Genomic DNA, 18,560 nt, shown 5'->3' with positions numbered 1-18,560 from the left:
ATTTTTAGCCGAAATTTCCGGTTGACCGTGGGAATGGGCAAACCCGGGCCTAAACCGCTTTGCCAACCCGCAAGGCGCTAAAAATCGCCAGAGTCTGCAGCACGGCAATGCCAATCAACACCTCGCCAAACCGCCGCCCATCCATTAGCCCGCCAAAGATGACCGGCGCCATGGCCAGCCCAAGGTCCAGCCCGGAATAGACGAAGCCATAAACCCGTCCATAGGCTGATTTGCCAAAGCGCGCCGTCGCCGCCTTGCGCACCAGCAGATCACGCGACGGCCCGGCGACGCCGGTACAGAAGCCGATGCCACCCATCAGCGGCAGGATGGTCCAGCCCGGAAGGATGCCGATGGCGAGCAGGACGGCGAGCAGGGCGGCGATGCCGAGGGCGCCGGCGATCAGGTTTTCGTGGGCGTTCTTCTGGGCGAGGAAGCCGCCGAGGATGATGCCGGCGGCGCCACCGACCAGATAGGTCGACAGGGCCAAGGCGGCCGTCGTCAGCGACAGGCCGTAGATGGCCTGCAGGATGGGGCTGGCGAAGTTCTGGATGGCGCCGAATGCCGCCGTGATGAGCAGGAAAAAGAGGAAACACAGCCAGACAGCACGCGAGCCGAGGAAGGCGAAGGTCGGCGATTTCGCTTCGTCGCTTTTAAGTGCCCGATGGTCATGTGCTTCGTTGATGGCTTCCCGGCGCCAGAAGAGCAGGGCAAGGGCGACGATGGCAACCAGGCTGGCGCCGAGCGCCGCATTGCGCCAGCCATAGGCCGCGGCGATCCCGGTCATGAAGACCGGCGCCGCGGCCCAGCCGAGGTTGCCGGACAGGCCGTGCACCGAAAAGGCGTGGCCGAGCCGGGCATGCGACACGCGGTGGTTGAGCACCGTGAAATCGGCCGGGTGAAAGACGCTGTTGCCGAGGCCGGCCAGTGCGGCGGAGGCGATCAGCATCGGGTAGCCGGTGGCGAAATGCAGCACGACGCCGGCCAGCGCAAAGCAGCTGATCCCCCCGCCGAGCACCCGCGCCGCGCCGAAGCGGTCAACGAGAAAGCCGGCCATCGCCTGGCCGATGCCGGAGACGATGAAAAATACGGTCATCGTCATGCCGATGCCGGTGAAACTGAGGTCGAAGTCCTGCATGAGCCACGGAAAAAGCGGCGGCAGCAGCAGGTGGAAAAAGTGCGAAACACCATGCACGAAGCCGATCAGGGTGATCACTTCGATGTCGCTGCGCTGGGGTGCGGGCAGGGTGGCGGTCGTCATGGCGAAAGTCCGAGTAAAACGTTAAGGATTACAGTCTAGCGTTGCAAGCCATTGACCGTGATGCGACATTCGGACAAAAATTATCGCAATGCAGACAGACCTCTCCTTCGACGCCGTACCCCGCCGCGCCCCAACCGCCGAGTTGCCGATGACGGTCAACCTGCGTTGCCCGCCGGCCGATGTCTATGTGCCGCCGCATCGCCACGACTGGGCGCAGCTGGCCTATCCGCTGCGCGGCGGCATCCGCATTTCGGCGGCCGGCATGACCTGGCTGGTGCCCGCCTTGCGCGCCGTGTGGATTCCGCCGCATATCGAGCACGATCTGCTCATGCTCGGCGAAGTCGAATTCCGCACCGTTTATATCGCCCCCGAAGTGGCCCCGCTGCCGCTCGATACCTGTTCGGTGATCGAGGTTTCCGACTTGATGCGGGCGCTTTTCGAGGCGCTGAGCGAGGCTGACGGCGACGGCCAGGAGGCGTCGCAGCGCCAGCGTCAGGTGACGGCATTGCTGCTCACCGAAATCCGCCGCGCGCCGCCGCTCTCGCTGGGTTTGCCGATGCCGCAGGACCGGCGTCTGCAAGCCTTGTGTCAGGCGCTGATCGATGATCCCGCTTCCGCGCTTTCGCTGGCCGAATGGGCAGCCCGCGTCGGTGCCAGCGAGCGGACACTGGCCCGCCTCTTCGTCAGCGAACTGAACCTGAGCTTCGGCGCCTGGCGCCAGCAATTGCGCCTGGCCCGGGCGCTCGACCTGATCGGCCGCGGCCGCCCGTACGGCGAAGTCGCGGTGGAACTGGGCTACGCAAGCCAGGCCGCCTTCTCGGCCATGTTCAAGCGCGCCTTCGGCGTGCCACCGGGGCGCTTCATGCAAGAACGCAGCACGCCGCCCACAGGCGAACTGCGTAACGACTGACCAGAGAGATCGGAACTGTAGCAGCCGGCAGGGCAATTGCATGAACGTGGACTCCCTCCCCTTCAAGGGGAGGGTTGGGGTGGGGATGGGGCGAAATTGCCCGTTGCGTTACATGGAATGGTCCATTTCCTCCTGCGGCGGACACAGCTACACTGCGCCTTTTGCTGACGGATGCATAACGATGGAACGCTGCCCCTGGTGCGAAGGATTCGACCTCTACCGCGAGTATCACGACACCGAATGGGGCCTGCCGCTGCGCGATGATCGCGCCTTGTTCGAACTGCTGATCCTCGAAGGCGCACAAGCCGGCTTGTCCTGGGCCACCGTGCTCAAGAAGCGGGCGCACTACCGGCAGGTATTCGACAACTTCGACCCGCACAAAATTGCCCGCTACGACGAGCAAAAAGTCGCCGCCCTTCTGGCCGACCCCGGCATCATCCGCAACCGCGCCAAGATCGCTGCGACAATCCAGAACGCCAGAGCCTACTTGGCGCTGACCGCCGAGGGGCAATCGTTCAGCGATTTCCTGTGGTCTTTTGTCGACGGGGCACCGGTGCAAAACGCCAGGTCATCGTTGGCCGAAGTCCCCGCCAAAACCGCCCAATCCGACGCCCTGAGCAAAGCCTTGACCCGTGCCGGCTTCAAGTTTGTTGGCTCGACGATTTGCTACGCCTTCATGCAGGCAACGGGGATGGTCAATGATCATTTGGTCAGTTGTCCGCGGTATGAGGAAGTGCAGGGGCGCTGATTTTTGCAATGCTCGTCGTGGCTGTGCATGCTGTTGTCGGCGCCAATACCCCGGAGCCTCGAACTGCTCAGAAACGCGGCTTTCCCACCGTGAAAACCGGATAATGGCGGCCAATTCGTTTTGAACGCTATTTTGGAAGCCCCGCATGGAAATCAAGGTCAACTTTCTCGACAAGCTTCGTCTTGAAGCCAAGTTCGACGACTTCACGGTCATCGCCGATCAGCCCATCCGCTACAAGGGCGATGGCTCGGCGCCGGGGCCGTTCGATTACTTTCTGGCTTCATCGGCCTTGTGTGCGGCTTACTTCGTGAAGCTGTACTGCGACACGCGCAACATCCCAACCGAAAACATCCGCCTGTCGCAGAACAACATCGTCGATCCGGAAAACCGTTACCAGCAGATTTTCAAGATCCAGGTCGAATTGCCGGCGGATATTTCCGCCAAGGACCGGCAGGGTATTTTGCGTTCCATCGACCGTTGTACGGTGAAAAAGGTGGTGCAAACCGGGCCCGAGTTCGTGATCGAGGAGGTCGAAAATCTGGATGCCGATGCGCAGGCCTTGCTGACGCTAAGTCCGGATTCGGCAGCGAGCACCTATATCGCCGGCAAGGATCTGCCGCTGGAGCAGACCATCGCCAACATGTCCGGCGTTTTGGCCGGCTTGGGCATCAAGATCGAAATCGCTTCCTGGCGCAATCTGGTGCCCAACGTCTGGTCGCTGCATATCCGCGATGCGCATTCGCCGATGTGTTTCACCAACGGCAAGGGTGCAACCAAGGAAAGTGCGCTGGCGTCGGCGCTGGGCGAATTCATCGAGCGGGCGAATTGCAATCACTTCTACAACGACCAGTTCTGGGGTGAAGAGATTGCCAACACCGCCTTCGTGCACTACCCGAACGAGCGCTGGTTCAAGCCGGGCCGCAAGGATGCGTTGCCGGCCGGGATTCTCGACGAATACTGCCGACAGATTTACAACCCCGATGGCGAGCTGCGCGCCTCGCATCTCTATGACACCAATTCCGGCAATACCGAACGCGGCATCTGCGCGCTGCCCTATGTGCGCCAGTCTGACGGCGAAACGGTCTATTTCCCGACCAACCTGATCGACAACCTGTTCCTGAGCAATGGCATGAGCGCCGGCAACACGCTGGTCGAATCGCAGGTCCAATGCCTGTCGGAAATTTTCGAACGGGCGGTCAAACGCGAAATTATCGAAGGCGAAATCGCCTTGCCCGATGTGCCGCCGGAAGTGCTGGCCAAATATCCCGGCATCCTGGCCGGCATCGAGGAACTGGAAAAGCAGGGCTTTCCGGTGCTGGTCAAGGATGCGTCGTTGGGCGGCGAATTTCCGGTGATGTGCGTCACCCTTATGAACCCGCGTACCGGCGGCGTGTTTGCCTCCTTCGGTGCACACCCGAGCCTGGAAGTCGCGCTGGAACGCAGCCTGACCGAGTTGCTGCAAGGGCGCAGTTTTGAAGGCCTGAACGACCTGCCGCGGCCGACCTTTGAAAGTAATGCCGTCACCGAGCCGAACAACTTCGTCGAACACTTCATCGATTCCAGCGGCGTCGTCTCCTGGCGCTTCTTCAGCGCCAAGGCCGATTACGAGTTCGTTGAATGGGACTTTTCAGGCCACGGCGAAAACTCTAACGCCGACGAAGCCGCCACCTTGTTCGGCATTCTCGAAGACATGGGCAAGGAAGCCTACATGGCGGTCTATGACCAACTCGGCGCCACCGCCTGCCGCATCCTGGTGCCGGGTTATTCCGAAATCTATCCGGTAGAAGACCTGATCTGGGACAACACCAACAAGGCGCTGGCCTTCCGCACCGATATCCTGAACCTGCATCGCCTCGACGATGCCAGCCTCGAAGCCCTGCTCGAACGTCTGGAAGACAGCGAACTCGACGATTACACCGACATCATCACCTTGATCGGCGTCGAGTTTGACGAGAACACGGCCTGGGGTCAGCTGACGATTCTCGAGTTGAAGCTGCTGATCAATCTCGCCTTGCAGCAATTCGAAGCGGCGCACGAACTGGTGGGCACTTTCCTGCAATACAACGAAAACACGGTCGAGCGCGGATTGTTTTATCAGGCCTTGAACGTGGTGCTTGAGGTGCTGCTGGATGACGAGCTGGACCTGGCCGATTACGAGGTCAATTTTCGCCGAATGTTCGGCGACCCGCGGATGGACGCGGTGCTGGGCTCGGTGGACGGTAGCGTGCGCTTCTTCGGTTTAACGCCAACGAGCGTGAAACTGGAAGGGCTCGACAGGCACCAGCGCCTGATCGACAGCTACAAAAAACTGCACGTGGCACGGGCCAGTTCTGCGCGGTAAGTCAAGGTTCGCCTAAGCCGGGTTGCGGACATAGGGCAAACCTCAGCCGCTTCTTACGCCCCATCCTTCTCCAACTTCAGTGACGCCGAGTTGATGCAGTAGCGCACCCCGGTTGGTGCCGGGCCGTCGTCGAAGACGTGGCCGAGGTGGGCTCCGCAGTCGTGGCAGGTGACTTCGGTGCGGATCATGCCGACGCTGCGGTCGACGTGTTCGTCAATCAGTTTTTCGTCGTTCGGTGTGTGAAAGCTCGGCCAGCCGCAGCCGGAATCGAACTTGGCTTCCGAGCGGAAGAGCGGGGCGCCGCAGCAGATGCAGTGGTAGGTGCCTTCTTCGTGGGTGTCCCAGTATTTGCCGGTGAAGGCGCGTTCGGTGCCTTTCTGGCGGGCGACGCGGTATTCGGTTTCATCGAGCTGGGCACGCCATTCGGCGTCGGTTTTTTCGATTTTCGGCATGCTTTTTTCCTCGTGGTGGCCAAGTCTGACCAGCGTGGCAGGCGTAGGTTCAGGCGGTTTGGCTCTGGCGAAACTGGGCGACATCGCGGCCCGGCGGGATGCCGAACATGCGGCGATATTCGCGGTTGAATTGCGAGGGGCTTTCGTAGCCGACGTGGTGCGCCGCCGAGGCGGCATCGGTATCGCTGACCAGCATCAGGCGGCGGGCTTCCTGCAGGCGCAGCTGCTTCTGGTATTGCAGAGGCGTCATGGCGGTCAGCGCCTTGAAATGATGGTGCAGCGACGAGCGGCTCATATTCGACAGGCTGGCCAGGCGTTCGATGCTGAGCGGCTGGTTGAGGTTGGTTTTCAGCCAGTCGATGGCGCGGACGATCTGGTGGCTGTGGCTGCCACTGGCGGTGGCTTGGCGCAGGCGCGAACCGAGGGGGCCGGCGAGCAGGCGGTAGAGCAGTTCGCGCTCGATGATCGGGGCGAGCACCGGGATGTCGGCTGGCGTATCGAGCAATCTGGCCAGGCGCAGAGCGGTGTTCTGGATGTCGACGCTGAGCAGGCCGACGGCAATGCCACGGTCAACGCCTTCCACGGCCCGATTTTTGGGCATGGCGGCGGTCAGTTCGTTGATCTTCAGTGGGTCGATGGCGAGCCCCAGGCCAAGGTAGGGCTCGGTGATGGAGGCCTGTGTGATGCGCGCAAAAATCGGCAGATCGACCGATGAAATGAGGTAATGGCGGGCGTCGTAGTCGTAGGTGTCGTCGCCGACCGTGATGCGCTTGGCGCCCTGGGCCATCATGGCGAACACCGAGGTCATGATGGCGCAGTTCGGCACGTCGGTGTTCGATCCGCGGAAAAGCTTGAGGTCGGGAATGGCCGTGTCGACAGCGCCGTCAGCCGGGCAGTGGCGGCTGATGATGGCGGCGAGTTCCGCGCGCTGGCGCGCCAGATCGGCGTTTTCCATGGCGTTGGAATCATTTGGGCGGGGCGTGGTCAGAACGGCAGTATCCATGACCGGAGAGTAGCGGTTTTGGCGCTGGCCGGCGAGAGGCTGCGGACATGTTCTGGAGGATCAGGCAATAAATCTGCACGATTGGGTTATCGCTTGCCGCCTTGCCTCGCCCACACTATTCGCACAAACAGCAGCCACGGGATGGCTGCTGATCCCCTTCCGACGAGGAGTATGCAGATGATCAAACTGACTATTAACGGCAAGGCACATCAACTCGATGTGGCGCCCGATACGCCGCTGCTCTGGGCGCTGCGCGACACCTTGCAGATGACCGGAACGAAATATGGTTGCGGCCAGGCGCTGTGCGGCGCCTGCACGGTGCATGTCGATGGCACCCCGGTGCGCGCCTGTTCGACGCCGGTCTCGGCGGTGGTTGGGCGCAAGATCAGGACCATCGAGGCGGTCGATACCGAGCGCGTCGGCAAGGTGGTGCAGGAAGCCTGGCGCAAGCTTGATGTCGTGCAGTGCGGCTACTGCCAGTCCGGCCAGATCATGAGCGCCGTGGCGCTGCTCAGCCAGAACCGCAAGCCGACCGATGCAGACATCGATACCGCCATGTCGGGCAACCTGTGCCGCTGCGCGACCTATGTGCGCGTTCGCGCTGCCATCCATGAAGCCGCCCAAGCGCTGGCCTGAGGAGATACATCATGAGCGAAATCGTTATTGAAAACCTCAGCCGTCGCCGTTTCCTGCAAGGCAGCGCCGGCCTGACGCTGGGTTTCTGCCTCCCGGCCGTCGCAGCCGCCGCTGCAGGCAAATTGGGTGCCGTTGCCACGGTCAACGCCGAAATTAACGCGTTTTTGAAAATCGGCAGCGACAACAGCGTGACGGTCATGTCCAAGCACCTCGAAATGGGGCAGGGCACCTACACCGGCCTGGCCACCATCCTGGCCGACGAGCTCGATGCCGACTGGAAGAACGTTCGTGTCGAAGGTGCCGCGGCCGATGCCAAGCGCTACAACAACACTTTCTGGGGCCCGGCCCAGGGCACCGGTGGCAGTACGGCGATGGCCAATTCCTGGGACCAGATGCGCAAGGCCGGGGCAAGTGGGCGGGCCATGCTGGTTTCGGCCGCCGCCAAGCGCTGGAATGTCGGCGCAGCGGAGATCGTCGTGCGCGACGGCATCGTCAGCCATGCCGGCAGCGGCCGCAAGGCGAGCTTTGGCGAACTGGCGCTCGATGCCGCCAAGGAAACCGTGCCGACTGAGGTCAAGCTCAAAGACCCCAAGGATTTTCGCCTGATCGGCAAGCAGGCCAAGCGCAAGGACAGCGCGGCCAAGACCAACGGCACGGCGCAATTCACGCAGGACGTTTTTCTGCCCGGCATGCTGGTTGCCGTGGTCGCCCATCCGCCGCAGTTCGGCGCCACGGTGAAGTCTTTCGACGCGACCAAGGCCAAAGCGATCAAGGGCGTCGTCGAAGTCGTGCAGATTCCGCAGGGCGTTGCCGTGCTGGCCACCGATACGTGGAGTGCCAAGAAGGGGCGCGATGCCTTGTCGGTCAGCTGGGACGACAGCAAGGCCTTCAAGCTGGGCAGCGACGAAATTCTGGCCAAGTACAAGGAAATGGCCAAAAAGCCCGGCCTGATTGCCGCGAACAAAGGCGACACGGCGAAAACCTTTGCCGGCGCCGCCAAGGTGCTCAGCGCTTCCTTCGATTTTCCCTACCTCGCTCATGCCGCGATGGAGCCGATGAACTGCGTCGTCCACCTCAAGGCCGATGGCTGCGAGGTGTGGAACGGCGAGCAGTTCCAGACCGTCGATCAGGGCCGGGTGGCTGCGCTGTTCGGCCTCAAGCCGGAGCAGGTCAAGCTCAACATGCTCTATGCCGGCGGCAGTTTCGGGCGCCGGGCCTGCACGCAGTCGGATTACGTGCAGGAGGCGGCGCATATCGTCAAGGCGATCAACGGTCGTGCCCCGGTCAAGCTGGTCTGGCTGCGCGAGGACGACATGCGCGGCGGTTTTTACCGGCCCATGTTCCACCACGCGCTGGAAGCGGCGCTCGATGGCAGCGGCAAGCTGGTCGGCTGGCATCACCGGCTGGTTGGCCAGTCGATCATTGCCGGCTCGCCGTTCGAAGGCATGTTGATCAAGGATGGCATTGACCACGTGTCGGTCGAAGGGGCGGCCAATCTGCCGTACGCCATTCCCAACCTGCTGGTCGATCTGCATACGCCAACCGATATCGGCGTGCCGGTGCTCTGGTGGCGCTCGGTCGGTTCCTCGCACACGGCCTACTCGACCGAGGTTTTCCTCGACCAGGTGGCGGCGGCGATGGGCAAGGACCCGGTGGCCCTGCGCCTCGAATTGCTGACCGAGCACCCCAAGCACGCCGGCGTACTCAAGCTGGTGGCCGAGAAAGCCAACTGGGGAACGCCGCTCAAGGCGGCCGCTGGCGAGCGGCGCGGCCGGGGCGTGGCAGTGCATGAATCGTTCAATTCCTTCGTCGCCCAGGTGGCCGAAGTGACGGTCAAAAAAGACGGCTCGATCAAGGTCGACCGCGTGGTGTGTGCGGTGGATTGCGGCACGGCGATCAACCCGGACAACATCCGTTCGCAGGTCGAAGGCGCTGTCGGGTTCGCGCTTTCGGCCGCCATGAGCGGAGAAATCACGCTCAAGGGTGGACGCGTCGAGCAGGGCAATTTCGATACTTACCCGCTACTGCGCATCGGCGACATGCCGAAGGTCGAAGTTCATATTGTTCCTTCAACCGCCGCCCCGACCGGCATCGGCGAACCCGGTGTACCGCCGCTGGCACCGGCCGTGGCCAATGCCATCGCTGCCGCCACCGGCAAGTTCCTGCACAAGATGCCGTTCAACACCGCCGAGTTGGTGGCCTGACATGGACAGCCTGGATACGCAGGTCCTTGACGCCGCCCGCAAGTGGGCGGCGGCCGGGCATCGCTTCGCGCTGATCACCGTCGTCCGGACCTGGGGTTCCGCCCCGCGGCCGCCGGGCGCCTGGATGATCCTGCGCGACGACGGGCAGGTGCAGGGCTCGGTTTCCGGCGGCTGCATTGAGGACGACCTGATCCGGCGGGCGGCGGACGGCGAGTTCGTGGGTGGAATGCCCCGACTGCTGCGCTACGGCGTGACGGCCGATGAAGCGCATCGCTTCGGCCTGCCCTGCGGCGGCACCTTGGAACTGGTGCTCGAACCAGCGCCCGATGCCGCCTTGCTCGAACAACTCGCCCAGCGCATCGGCACCGGCCAACTGGTGCATCGGCGGGTTGCGCTGGCCACCGGCGCGGTCAGCCTCGAAGGCGGCAGCGCCGGCGACAGCCAGCAATGGGACGGCGAAACACTGGTCACCCTGCACGGCCCGGCCTGGCGGCTGCTGATCATCGGCGCCGGGCAGATTTCGCGCTACCTGGCGACCATGGCGCAGGCCCTCGGCTATCGCGTTTATATCTGCGACCCGCGCAGCGAGTATGCCGACGGCTGGGACGTTCCCGGCACCGAGCGAATCGCCGCGATGCCCGACGATGCGGTGACCGAACTCAGCCTCGACCCGCGCAGTGCCGTGGTGGCGCTGACCCACGATCCCAAGCTCGACGACCTGGCCCTGCTCGAAGCCCTCAAGTCGCCAGCCTTCTACGTTGGCGCGCTCGGTTCGCAGGCCAACAACAGCAAACGCCGCGAACGACTGCTGCAGTATTTCGACCTGTCGCAAGCCGAAGTCGATCGCCTGCACGGCCCGGTCGGCCTGCCCATCGGCAGCCGCACGCCGCCCGAAATCGCCGTCTCCATCCTGGCCGAAATGACCGCTTTGAAAAATGGGCAAAATTTCCGGTTGACCGTGGAAGTCCCCGATCCCTACGCCTGTCGCGTCGTATGAGCCAGATTGTCGGTATTCTGCTGGCGGCCGGCAGTAGCCGGCGTTTCGGCGCCGACAAACGGCTGCATCCATTGCCCGACGGCACGCCGATGGCTCTCGCCTCGGCGCGGAATCTGGCTGCCGTTTGTGCCCGAACCATCGTCGTCATCCGGCCCGATGACACGGTACTGGCCAGCCTGCTGGTGGCCGAGGGGCTGGAAACAGTTGTCTGCGATGCGGCGGAGCAGGGCATGGGCCACAGCCTGAGCAGTGGCGTCGCAGAAAGCGCCGGTGCCGCCGGCTGGCTGGTCGCGCTGGCCGACATGCCTTACATCCAGCCGGCCAGTTACCACGCAGTTCTTCACGCCATGCAGGACTGGGCGGCGCTGGCCCGGCCGATCCACGATGGAAGTCCTGGTCATCCGGTCGCCTTCGGCGCGGCGCATCTCGACAAGCTACTGGCGCTGACCGGCGACCAAGGCGGCAAGGCCATTCTCGAGGCCGATCCGGTGGCAGTGGTGCTTTGCTCGGTCGATGATCCTGGCGTGCTCAAGGATATCGATGTGCCGATGCAAATCGAAACTCCGGGTAGTCCGGCCGGAGCGCTTTCCGCTTAGCCAAATGGCAGCCAGAGGCTGCGGGCAGGGCGGTTCTGGGCTATCATTCTCCAATTGCCGAGGACCAAAGCGATGAATCCAACACCCCTGACCGATGCCGATCTTGACCGGCTTGAAGAACTGCTCGAATCCGAAGTTTTCCAGGGCGAGGCCATGCGCCTCGACGAAATTCAGGCCATGCTGTGCGCCGTTGTCAGCGCCCCCGAGCCGGTACCCCCGGCCATCTGGCTGACCGAAGCCCTCGGCAAGGGCCTCGAAGCCGGCGGCAACCCGGACGTCGAAGCGGCGCTTGAACTGCTCATGCGCCTCAACAACGACCTCGCTGCTGCGCTGCTGGCCGACGAAACCATCGCCCCGGTGCTCTATCCGCTCGACGAAAGCTGCACCGAATACGACTACGAAGCCTGGGCTGATTCCTACGTCTTCGGCGCCGGTCTGGCCGGCGACTGGTACGAAATGGCCGGCAAGCACGCCGACGACCTGTCCGAACTGCTCGAACCCCTGTTCCTGCTCAACGGCATGCTCAAGGAAGATGCCGAAAAGAGCGGCGAACGCTGGTTCCCGCCGGCCGAAGAAGCCCGCCTGGTCGCCGACATTCAGGAAAACCTGCCGGTCATCGTCCAGACCCTGTACAACTTCTGGCGCAACAAGCGCACCGGCGGCACCGTCCAGCGCGAAGGCGACAAAGCCGGCCGCAACGACCCATGCCCCTGCGGTAGCGGCAAGAAATTCAAGCAGTGCTGCGGGAGTCCGGAAAAGCTCAACTGATTGGCGTCTAGCCGGCTTTCATCCCCGGTATAAGCGGTAGCGCAAAGAGCCCCGAAAGGGGCTTTTGTCTTTTCTGACCAGATAATTTCTGCATTCTGCGAAGAGGAAACCACCAAGCTTTTGGGCTACATCAGCAACTGAATAAGGAGATCTGAGTTTCTCCGAGGCTGCCGAGCAATAAAGCAAAACGGGAGCCGAAGCCCCCGCTTGTGTGTAGCCTGAAAGGGCTGTCAGGCCGATGCGTTGTTATTGCGTTTGCGGCTTGCAATACCCGCGATCAAACCAAGGCCTGCCAACAGCATGGCATAGATTTCGGGTTCGGGGACTGCTGCGACGCTCAGATTGATGTTGTCGACTTGGGCATACACCGAGCTGAAAATAATCTTGTTAAGGCCCTTGAAGCTGTCGTTGAAGGTCAGTGTTTCCAAGGTCTTGGTGGTGTTATCCAGTGTGAAATTCTGATTGACGTAACCACCTGCAGCCGGGTACCCATAGACACTAAAGGAGTTGCCCGCCCCGCCGGTATAAAAAGATGCCGCGTCCATGCTCACCAGATCGAACGTGCCTCCACCGACCCGTTCCAGTACGAAGGCGCTGCCGTACTGGTAAATGTAGTCGGAATAGACGCCTGGGGTGCCGGTCCAGTTGGCGTTCTTGTCGGTGGTGGCATAGATGGTGCCGCCACCATAAGTGAACGATACCCCGGAGCGGGTGATCAGGCTGAAACCGTCTTCGACATAGGGCTGGCCAACCGTAACAATGGGGTTGTTAGTCGTCGTGGCCAGTGAATTGAAGTCGATCACAGCGGCACTTGCCTGGCCGGACAATACGCCAAGGATCGTGCAGAAAAGGTATGCGGGGTAGCGAGTCAATTTCATCTCGGATTCTCCGGGTCGAATTTACGTGGTTCTTGTTAAGGACAGTCCAGCCAAATGCAAATCAGGCTAATGCTTATTGCGTAATACTCCCATTTCCATTATTGGCAGAGCAATAGTCCGAAAGGGCTAAAACCGAGGTTGGGCAGACCCGTCTGCTACCGCGGCACTCCTGCCGGTGGAAAGGTACCGATGGCTGACAGCAACGGGCACAACAGAGCCACCCGCTGGCATTCTGCGATTAGAAATCGCTGGCTGCTTTGTGGTGAAGACTACCAAGTCCCAGAAGACATCCCGGTGACAGCATAAGAAGCTGACTAGAGATCGCCGCCTTGTTGTTGCGCCTGGGCGAGGCGCATGGCGTGCCAATCCTGGCTGGGTGCTGAAGCGTTTGGCGTGACTGGGGTTTGTTGCGGCTGCTCCTGCGCCACGCCTAGCGCTCGGCGATGGCTAGCGGGGTGATGTCGGTGCGGCAGAGTCCTGCCAGTTCGGCTACGACGCGATTTATACCGTTGCCGACCAACCACCAGGCTTGCCCATAGGTGCGTACCGTCACACCGTGCTCGGCGCACAGCTGGATCGCCTTCTGGCGAAGTTCTTCAATTTTGTTTGTCATTTGAAATCCGTATTGTCTTTGTCTCCGGAGATACGGACTCTAGCAGTTATTTATTACGGGTATTTTACGGTTGTTGCCCGATGACGATGGCGCCGTGCTTTATTCGTTGCCTATTGACTGGCACTTTCCCTTCGCAAAAAGGCTGTTCGTCTCCGGAAGAATATTTGACGAATTGCCGCCGCAGGCTACGCTTGAACTGTGGGTTCGAATGGAAAGGTGATTGTCATGACAAGACTCTTTTTTCTCGTGTATCTGTTGCTCGCCTGTTTGCTGCCTTCGCAGGTGTTGGCACAAGGTGGTGCTTACGCGCTTGTCGAAAAACAGTATGGAAATGTTACCTATGTCAGTGGCGGAATCGGTGACGAGGAGCGGGATGAAATCCGCTTGCGTGAAGTGGATTTCAATCTGAAGCTTCTTTTTTCCGAGCGCGATGGTTCCTATCTTGGGAGTGTTGATGTGGTCGTGCTCAATCCCAAGGGCGAGAAGGTTCTTGAAGCGAATTCGGTGGGACCGTTCCTGCTCGCCCGGTTGCCACGGGGCAGCTACGTGATCAAGGTTTCGATGAACGGTCAGGAGCAACAAAGAAAGCTGTCGATCAGCGAAAAGCGCAGATCGGAAGGTGTTTTTCGCTGGTAACCGCCACGTCCCAAAAAGGGGGCAGCATGAAAAAGGCCGTTCATCCGAACGGCCTTTTTGACGTTTAGCCCAGATCAACCGGCACGAATATTCGCGACTCGCCGCGTTCGATCAGGATGGCGGCTTTCTTGCCGGATTTGGCGATGATGCCGCGTAGCTGCTCGATGTCGCCGATTGGCTGGCCATTGACCGAGACGATGATGTCGCCCGGGCGAATGCCGGCGCGGCCGGCGGCGCCGCTGGCTTGTTCGACGAGCAGGCCGCCTTTGACTTCGGCCTGGCGCTGTTCTTCCGGGGTCAGCGGGCGGACGGCGACGCCGAGGCGGCCTTTGTCGGCGGATGGGGCTTCGCTGGATGCCACTTTTTCCTCGCCGAAGCTGCCGACCTTGACGTCGATGTTCCGTGTTTCGCCCTTGCGCCAGACTTGCAGGCGGGCCGTTTCGCCAGGCATCTTGGTGGCGACGGCAGCCGGCAATTCGCCGGCGGCTTCTACAGCTTTGCCGTCGATGCCGAGAATGACGTCACCCGGTTCCAGCCCGCCCTTGGCGGCCGGGCTGCCTTTTTCGACGGAGGCGACCAAGGCGCCGGCCGGCTTGGCCAGGCCGAAGGTGTCGGCCAGCGACTGATTGACCTCCTGGATGCTGACGCCGAGTTTGCCGCGCTGGACCTTGCCGTGGGCGACGATCTGTTTCTCGACATTCATCGCCACTTCGATCGGGATGGCGAAGGAGAGGCCCTGGTAGCCGCCGCTGCGCGAGTAGATTTGCGAGTTGATGCCGATCACTTCGCCGTTCATGTTGAACAGCGGGCCGCCGGAGTTGCCGGGGTTCACCGCGACGTCGGTCTGGATGAAGGGCACGTAGCTGCCATCCGGCAGATTGCGCGACTTGGCCGAGACGATGCCGGCGCTGGCGCTGCTTTCAAAGCCGTAGGGCGAGCCGATGGCGAGCACCCATTCGCCGACCTGGGTTTGCAGCGAGGTGCCGAGTTTCACGGTCGGCAGATTTTTGGCGTCGATTTTGAGCACGGCGACGTCGCTGGCCTTGTCGAGGCCGAGCACTTTGGCCTTGAATTCGCGCTTGTCGTTGAGCTTGACGGTGACTTCCTCGGCGCCGTCGACGACGTGGGCGTTGGTCAGTACCGTGCCGTCGGCCGTGACGATGAAGCCTGAACCGAGGCCCTGCATCGGCTGCCGGCTTTCCGGCATCTGGCCGCGGAAGTGGCGGAAGAACTGGAAGAACGGGTCGTTCGGGTCCATCTGCTGGAGGTCGGGGCCAGTGGCCGCGGTCTTGCGCGTGCCGGTGACGCTGATATTGACCACGGCCGGGGCGTTGCTGGCGACGATGCTGCGCATGTCGGGCAGGCCGTTGGGGATGGCGATGTCGACGGCCGGGGCGGCGACGGCTGCGGTCGGCGGGGTGGCTGCGTTGGCGTGGCCGAAAGGTACGTTCTGGCCAAGCGAATAGGCGCCGCCGAGGGCTGCTGCAACGGCGACGGCGGCGACTGTCATTTTCAGGGAATTACGGTTCATGCTTACCTCTTGTTGAGCGGGTTTGGGGAATGTTGATCAGCGATTTCGACCGTGGAGAGAGAGCCGGTTCGCATGGGCCGCGTGGTCGTTGGCTTTGAGCCGGGGGCCGTGTTCGTTCGGGCTGCGTTTGGCAGGTTCGCGGCTGGCCTCGCTGGCGAAGGCCGGGGCGCCGAACAAGGCGCCGAGGGAACTAGCTACGACCAGCGAACGCAACAGCTTGCGGCTCGATCCGGCGACGCGGCGCGGCGGTCTGAGGCTGGCGGGGGCCTGCATGAGGCCGAGGTGCTGGCGGGATGCCAGTATGAATCGGGCAAGGGTCTGTTCTTGCCAATGGGGATCAGTCTGCATCGGTCACTCCTTTTGCAAAAATCAGTAGACCCGCAGTTTTGCCCCGATTGGATTTTTTTCGATGGGTGTTTTTGCGACGATTTGTATCAAATTTTTACAGAGCGCCGGATGCCACGGTCAACCGGAAAAAACAGCCAAAATTGAAATCGGCAGCGGGCCAGAAAGGGGGCCCGATGTGCAATCGATTGCCGTTTGTCATGGGGTCGTAACACGCGGCGCTTACTTTCGGGAAATTCCAAACCGACCCGCGCCGACATGAACGCACCCGCACCGCAAAACCTGGCCGTACCCGCTCTCAATCTGACCCTCAAGGACCGCATCGACCAGAAGATTTTCGACGCGCTCTATTCGCGCTCGCTGGTTTACAACACCTGCTGGGAAGACCCGGCGGTCGACCGCCAGGCCCTGCATCTCGGGCCGCAGGACACGGTGATGGTGATCACCAGCGCCGGTTGCAATGCGCTCGATTACGCCCTGCAGGGGCCGGCCAAGGTTTATGCGATTGACGCCAACCCGCGCCAGAATGCGCTGCTCGAACTCAAGATGGCGGGTATCCGCAAGCTTGGCTTTGACGACTTTTTCGCCATTTTCGGCAGCGGCTATCACCCGAATATCAAGAATATCTACCGCCACCAGTTGCGGGCCGAATTGTCCGATTTCGCCAGAACCTACTGGGATCGCCGTTTCAACTGGTTCTGCAGCCGTCACGGCAGCTTTTATTTTCATGGCCTGGCCGGCTTCGTGGCGCGCGGGTTCCGCACCTATTTCCGCATGCGGCCGGCGCTGGCGCAACGGGTGACCGAACTGTTCGCCTCGACCAATCTGGTCGAACAACGCCAGATTTACGATGAAAAAATCGCCAGCGAGTTGTGGACGCCGGTCATCAACTGGGTGCTCAACCGCCAGCTGACCATGAGCCTGCTCGGTGTGCCGCATCCGCAGCGCCGGCTGGTCCAGGGCCAGCACCCGGGCGGCGTTTCCGGCTTCATCCGCGACGCCATCGAATACGTTTTCCGCAACCTGCCAGTCGGCGAAAACTATTTCTGGCGCGTCTATCTGACCGGCAGCTACACCCGCGACTGCTGCCCGTCCTACCTCAAGGAAGAAAACTTCAACGCGCTCAAGGGCGGCCTGGTCGATTGCATCGAGCCGCACACCTGCACCGTCACCGAGTTTCTGCAAGCCGGCGACGAGCCGATCACGCGCTTCGTGCTGCTCGACCACATGGACTGGATGAGCTGCTACTACCCGGCGGCGCTGATCGAGGAATGGAATGCCATCTTCGAGCGGGCGGCGCCCAAGGCCCGCCTGTTGCTGCGCAGCGCCCACGCCAACCCGCCGTTCCTCGACTGGGTGACGGCCGGGCCGCAACACAAGCCGCTCAAGGAAATGCTCAACTACGAGACCGAACTCGCCGCTCGTCTGCAAGGCGACGATCGTGTGCATACCTACGCCGGGTTCGTCGTTGCCCAGCTGGCGGAAAATGGCCGCGGCTGATCTGGCGGCCGACGCCCGCATTCTGTGGCGCCTCCTTTGCGGGCAGCCGAAATCCGGCAGCCACGCCGAACGCCTGCAGGCTTTCTATGCGCCGCAGGCCGACCGTTACGACGTCTTTCGTGAACGCCTGCTGCACGGCCGCCAGGAACTGATCGAGCGGCTGGGTCTTCAGCCCGGCGCCCGGGTCGTCGAACTCGGCTGCGGCACTGGCAGCAGCTTGCTGCGGATCGGCGCCCGGGCCGGCCAGTTTGCCAGTTTCGACATGGTCGACCTCTGCCCGGCCTTGCTCGACGTAGCGCGGCAACGGGCGGCCGGCCATGAACGAATCCGGGTCATCGAGGCCGACGCGACAAGCTGGCAGCCCGATCAGCCCGTCGATTTCGTTTTCATGTCGTACGCGCTGACGATGATTCCCGACTGGTCGCGGGTGATCGCCAATGCCCAGGCCATGCTGGCCCCGGGCGGGCGCATCGGCGTTGTCGATTTTCATCTGCCGGCGGCCGGCGGCCGATTGAGCAACGCCTTCTGGCGCAAATGGTTCGGCCATGACGGCGTGCATTTGTCGGGCGAACATCTGGCGATGCTCAGGGGTATGTTCGCCGAGCAGTTTTCAGCTGAGTTGCGGGCGCCGGTTCCCTACCTGCCGGGCGTTCAGGCACCGTATTACCTGTTTGTCGGGGAGCGGGGTGATCTGGCGGGCGAGGGGAGTCAGTTTCAAACGACGTTGCCGGAATGGTTGAAGAAGGCGGGCTGAAGCCAACCGTCGGCGTATTTCCTACGCCGACGCCTCCAGCAAAGCCGTATCCTCGTGTGAATAAGCCGGCGCACAGCAGCACAGGATGACCAGCGCCGCTTCCCCCGTATTCGCCACGCAATGCGGCGTGCCGGGCGGGATCAATATGCTGTCGCCGGGGCCGATCGGGAATTTGTCGGCGCCCAGCGTCATGATTCCCGTGCCGCCGGTGACGTGGTAAATCTCTTCGGTCACTTCATGGCGATGCAGCAAGGTCGTGCAGCCGGCCGGCACCAGCGCTTCGGCCAGGCTCTGGTTTCGGGCGCCGTGCTGCGCCGGGTGCAGGAGTTCGCGGATTTCCGAGCCGTCCTTGGTGATGTAGGGACGGATCGCGTCGCGTGAGGTTTTCAC

19 protein-coding genes are annotated in these 18,560 nt (G+C 62.0%); 11 read left to right on the top strand and 8 right to left on the bottom strand.

Annotated features, from left to right (window positions below):
- Positions 1 to 49 precede the first annotated feature (49 nt).
- Positions 50 to 1,258 (bottom strand): MFS transporter, encoded by a 1,209-nt coding sequence (locus KI610_RS12100; RefSeq protein ID WP_226495218.1) that lies wholly within the window; start codon positions 1,256 to 1,258, stop codon positions 50 to 52.
- Between the two features lie 88 nt (positions 1,259 to 1,346).
- On the opposite strand from KI610_RS12100, the gene KI610_RS12095 reads away from it, so the two are divergent.
- From KI610_RS12095 to KI610_RS12085, 3 genes are all read left to right on the top strand, one after another.
- The gene (locus tag KI610_RS12095; RefSeq protein ID WP_226495217.1) at positions 1,347 to 2,168 is read left to right on the top strand and encodes an AraC family transcriptional regulator; all 822 of its coding nucleotides are present in this window, start codon (positions 1,347 to 1,349) and stop codon (positions 2,166 to 2,168) included.
- A gap of 181 nt (positions 2,169 to 2,349) precedes the next feature.
- Positions 2,350 to 2,916, top strand: a complete 567-nt coding sequence (locus KI610_RS12090; protein WP_226495216.1) for a DNA-3-methyladenine glycosylase I — start codon at positions 2,350 to 2,352, stop codon at positions 2,914 to 2,916.
- Between the two features lie 145 nt (positions 2,917 to 3,061).
- A complete protein-coding gene (locus KI610_RS12085; RefSeq protein WP_226495215.1) occupies positions 3,062 to 5,257 on the top strand; it encodes an OsmC domain/YcaO domain-containing protein in 2,196 nt (731 codons plus the stop codon).
- Positions 5,258 to 5,310: 53 nt separating this feature from the next.
- Here the strand turns inward: KI610_RS12085 and msrB are convergent, their stop codons facing one another.
- Together msrB and KI610_RS12075 are read right to left on the bottom strand one after the other, a co-directional pair.
- Positions 5,311 to 5,709 (bottom strand): peptide-methionine (R)-S-oxide reductase MsrB, encoded by a 399-nt coding sequence (gene msrB / locus KI610_RS12080; protein ID WP_226495214.1) that lies wholly within the window; start codon positions 5,707 to 5,709, stop codon positions 5,311 to 5,313.
- Between the two features lie 49 nt (positions 5,710 to 5,758).
- Complete coding sequence (locus KI610_RS12075; RefSeq protein ID WP_226495213.1) at positions 5,759 to 6,712, bottom strand: AraC family transcriptional regulator; 954 nt, start codon at positions 6,710 to 6,712, stop codon at positions 5,759 to 5,761.
- 177 nt (positions 6,713 to 6,889) lie between these two features.
- Here KI610_RS12075 and KI610_RS12070 point away from each other — a divergent pair, with 177 nt between their 5' ends.
- The 5 genes from KI610_RS12070 to KI610_RS12050 all read left to right on the top strand — a co-directional run bounded on the left by KI610_RS12070 (position 6,890) and on the right by KI610_RS12050 (position 11,913).
- Positions 6,890 to 7,348, top strand: coding sequence for a (2Fe-2S)-binding protein (locus KI610_RS12070; RefSeq protein WP_226495212.1), 459 nt, complete (start codon positions 6,890 to 6,892; stop codon positions 7,346 to 7,348).
- 11 nt (positions 7,349 to 7,359) lie between these two features.
- Complete coding sequence (locus KI610_RS12065) at positions 7,360 to 9,552, top strand: xanthine dehydrogenase family protein molybdopterin-binding subunit (protein WP_226495211.1); 2,193 nt, start codon at positions 7,360 to 7,362, stop codon at positions 9,550 to 9,552.
- Between the two features lies 1 nt (position 9,553).
- Positions 9,554 to 10,549, top strand: a complete 996-nt coding sequence (locus tag KI610_RS12060) for an XdhC family protein (protein ID WP_226495210.1) — start codon at positions 9,554 to 9,556, stop codon at positions 10,547 to 10,549.
- On the top strand, positions 10,546 to 11,145 hold the full coding sequence (locus KI610_RS12055) for a nucleotidyltransferase family protein (protein ID WP_226495209.1): 600 nt from the start codon (positions 10,546 to 10,548) through the stop codon (positions 11,143 to 11,145). The genes KI610_RS12060 and KI610_RS12055 overlap by 4 nt, the downstream gene beginning before the upstream one ends.
- A gap of 72 nt (positions 11,146 to 11,217) precedes the next feature.
- Positions 11,218 to 11,913: a YecA/YgfB family protein gene (locus KI610_RS12050; protein ID WP_226495208.1), complete on the top strand. Its 696-nt coding sequence runs from the start codon at positions 11,218 to 11,220 to the stop codon at positions 11,911 to 11,913.
- Between the two features lie 230 nt (positions 11,914 to 12,143).
- Here the strand turns inward: KI610_RS12050 and KI610_RS12045 are convergent, their stop codons facing one another.
- On the bottom strand, positions 12,144 to 12,791 hold the full coding sequence (locus tag KI610_RS12045; RefSeq protein ID WP_226495207.1) for a PEP-CTERM sorting domain-containing protein: 648 nt from the start codon (positions 12,789 to 12,791) through the stop codon (positions 12,144 to 12,146).
- Positions 12,792 to 13,221: 430 nt separating this feature from the next.
- A complete protein-coding gene (locus KI610_RS12040) occupies positions 13,222 to 13,404 on the bottom strand; it encodes a hypothetical protein (protein WP_226495206.1) in 183 nt (60 codons plus the stop codon).
- A 225-nt stretch (positions 13,405 to 13,629) separates the two neighbouring features.
- Here KI610_RS12040 and KI610_RS12035 point away from each other — a divergent pair, with 225 nt between their 5' ends.
- Entirely contained in the window at positions 13,630 to 14,040 is a 411-nt protein-coding gene (locus tag KI610_RS12035; protein WP_226495205.1) for a carboxypeptidase regulatory-like domain-containing protein, read from the top strand.
- Positions 14,041 to 14,104: 64 nt separating this feature from the next.
- Here KI610_RS12035 and KI610_RS12030 read toward each other — a convergent pair whose 3' ends face one another.
- Together KI610_RS12030 and KI610_RS12025 are read right to left on the bottom strand one after the other, a co-directional pair.
- On the bottom strand, positions 14,105 to 15,571 hold the full coding sequence (locus KI610_RS12030; protein WP_226495204.1) for a DegQ family serine endoprotease: 1,467 nt from the start codon (positions 15,569 to 15,571) through the stop codon (positions 14,105 to 14,107).
- A gap of 36 nt (positions 15,572 to 15,607) precedes the next feature.
- Positions 15,608 to 15,919: a hypothetical protein gene (locus KI610_RS12025; RefSeq protein WP_226495203.1), complete on the bottom strand. Its 312-nt coding sequence runs from the start codon at positions 15,917 to 15,919 to the stop codon at positions 15,608 to 15,610.
- A gap of 255 nt (positions 15,920 to 16,174) precedes the next feature.
- On the opposite strand from KI610_RS12025, the gene KI610_RS12020 reads away from it, so the two are divergent.
- Entirely contained in the window at positions 16,175 to 17,416 is a 1,242-nt protein-coding gene (locus tag KI610_RS12020; protein WP_226495202.1) for a DUF3419 family protein, read from the top strand.
- The gene (locus KI610_RS12015) at positions 17,403 to 18,170 is read left to right on the top strand and encodes a class I SAM-dependent methyltransferase (protein ID WP_226495201.1); all 768 of its coding nucleotides are present in this window, start codon (positions 17,403 to 17,405) and stop codon (positions 18,168 to 18,170) included. Before KI610_RS12020 ends, KI610_RS12015 begins: the two co-directional genes overlap by 14 nt.
- Before the next feature lie 21 nt (positions 18,171 to 18,191).
- On the opposite strand, the gene KI610_RS12010 is transcribed toward KI610_RS12015, so the two are convergent.
- Complete coding sequence (locus KI610_RS12010; protein WP_226495200.1) at positions 18,192 to 18,560, bottom strand: cupin domain-containing protein; 369 nt, start codon at positions 18,558 to 18,560, stop codon at positions 18,192 to 18,194.

Source organism: Ferribacterium limneticum, from assembly GCF_020510565.1.
GTDB lineage: Bacteria > Pseudomonadota > Gammaproteobacteria > Burkholderiales > Rhodocyclaceae > Azonexus > Azonexus limneticus_B.
Note: the sequence above shows the minus strand (reverse complement) of the source record. Positions and strands in the feature narration are given on the sequence as shown.

Bases quoted from the DNA above. Each gene is read 5' to 3' on its own strand.
- KI610_RS12100 (WP_226495218.1), bottom strand. From the start codon at position 1,258: ATGACGACCGCCACCCTGCCCGCACCCCAGCGCAGCGACATCGAAGTG.
- KI610_RS12095 (WP_226495217.1), top strand. From the start codon at position 1,347: ATGCAGACAGACCTCTCCTTCGACGCCGTACCCCGCCGCGCCCCAACC.
- KI610_RS12090 (WP_226495216.1), top strand. From the start codon at position 2,350: ATGGAACGCTGCCCCTGGTGCGAAGGATTCGACCTCTACCGCGAGTAT.
- KI610_RS12085 (WP_226495215.1), top strand. From the start codon at position 3,062: ATGGAAATCAAGGTCAACTTTCTCGACAAGCTTCGTCTTGAAGCCAAG.
- msrB (WP_226495214.1), bottom strand. From the start codon at position 5,709: ATGCCGAAAATCGAAAAAACCGACGCCGAATGGCGTGCCCAGCTCGAT.
- KI610_RS12075 (WP_226495213.1), bottom strand. From the start codon at position 6,712: ATGGATACTGCCGTTCTGACCACGCCCCGCCCAAATGATTCCAACGCC.
- KI610_RS12070 (WP_226495212.1), top strand. From the start codon at position 6,890: ATGATCAAACTGACTATTAACGGCAAGGCACATCAACTCGATGTGGCG.
- KI610_RS12065 (WP_226495211.1), top strand. From the start codon at position 7,360: ATGAGCGAAATCGTTATTGAAAACCTCAGCCGTCGCCGTTTCCTGCAA.
- KI610_RS12060 (WP_226495210.1), top strand. From the start codon at position 9,554: ATGGACAGCCTGGATACGCAGGTCCTTGACGCCGCCCGCAAGTGGGCG.
- KI610_RS12055 (WP_226495209.1), top strand. From the start codon at position 10,546: ATGAGCCAGATTGTCGGTATTCTGCTGGCGGCCGGCAGTAGCCGGCGT.
- KI610_RS12050 (WP_226495208.1), top strand. From the start codon at position 11,218: ATGAATCCAACACCCCTGACCGATGCCGATCTTGACCGGCTTGAAGAA.
- KI610_RS12045 (WP_226495207.1), bottom strand. From the start codon at position 12,791: ATGAAATTGACTCGCTACCCCGCATACCTTTTCTGCACGATCCTTGGC.
- KI610_RS12040 (WP_226495206.1), bottom strand. From the start codon at position 13,404: ATGACAAACAAAATTGAAGAACTTCGCCAGAAGGCGATCCAGCTGTGC.
- KI610_RS12035 (WP_226495205.1), top strand. From the start codon at position 13,630: ATGACAAGACTCTTTTTTCTCGTGTATCTGTTGCTCGCCTGTTTGCTG.
- KI610_RS12030 (WP_226495204.1), bottom strand. From the start codon at position 15,571: ATGAACCGTAATTCCCTGAAAATGACAGTCGCCGCCGTCGCCGTTGCA.
- KI610_RS12025 (WP_226495203.1), bottom strand. From the start codon at position 15,919: ATGCAGACTGATCCCCATTGGCAAGAACAGACCCTTGCCCGATTCATA.
- KI610_RS12020 (WP_226495202.1), top strand. From the start codon at position 16,175: ATGAACGCACCCGCACCGCAAAACCTGGCCGTACCCGCTCTCAATCTG.
- KI610_RS12015 (WP_226495201.1), top strand. From the start codon at position 17,403: ATGGCCGCGGCTGATCTGGCGGCCGACGCCCGCATTCTGTGGCGCCTC.